1 protein-coding gene and 1 pseudogene are annotated in these 268 nt (G+C 53.7%); both read left to right on the top strand.

What is annotated here, in order from left to right; translation table 11 throughout:
- Window positions 1-5 precede the first annotated feature (5 nt).
- A pseudogene (locus BEN49_RS31205) lies at window positions 6-98 on the top strand (hypothetical protein); the annotation flags it as partial.
- A partial coding sequence (locus BEN49_RS30995; RefSeq protein WP_204376140.1) for a mannitol dehydrogenase family protein occupies window positions 82-268 on the top strand: 187 nt, incomplete at its 3' end. The pseudogene BEN49_RS31205 and the gene BEN49_RS30995, both read left to right, overlap by 17 nt.

Genomic DNA, 268 nt, shown 5'->3' with positions numbered 1-268 from the left:
TCGATCTGCTGGCGCTGGGCGTCGCGGGTTGGATGCGTTATGTCGGTGGTGTTGATGAACAGGAAAATCCGATAGAAATCAGTGACCCACTGTTACCTGGATGGCAGCCAGAAATTGCCACAGCGGATGTTGGATTCTGTTCGCTGGCATCTGGCGCATGACAGCAAGTTCGATCTGCTGGCGCTGGGCGTCGCGGGTTGGATGCGTTATGTCGGTGGTGTTGATGAACAGGAAAATCCGATAGAAATCAGTGACCCACTGTTACCTG

Source organism: Hymenobacter coccineus, from assembly GCF_001816125.1.
Taxonomy (GTDB): domain Bacteria; phylum Bacteroidota; class Bacteroidia; order Cytophagales; family Hymenobacteraceae; genus Hymenobacter; species Hymenobacter coccineus.
Note: the sequence above shows the minus strand (reverse complement) of the source record. Positions and strands in the feature narration are given on the sequence as shown.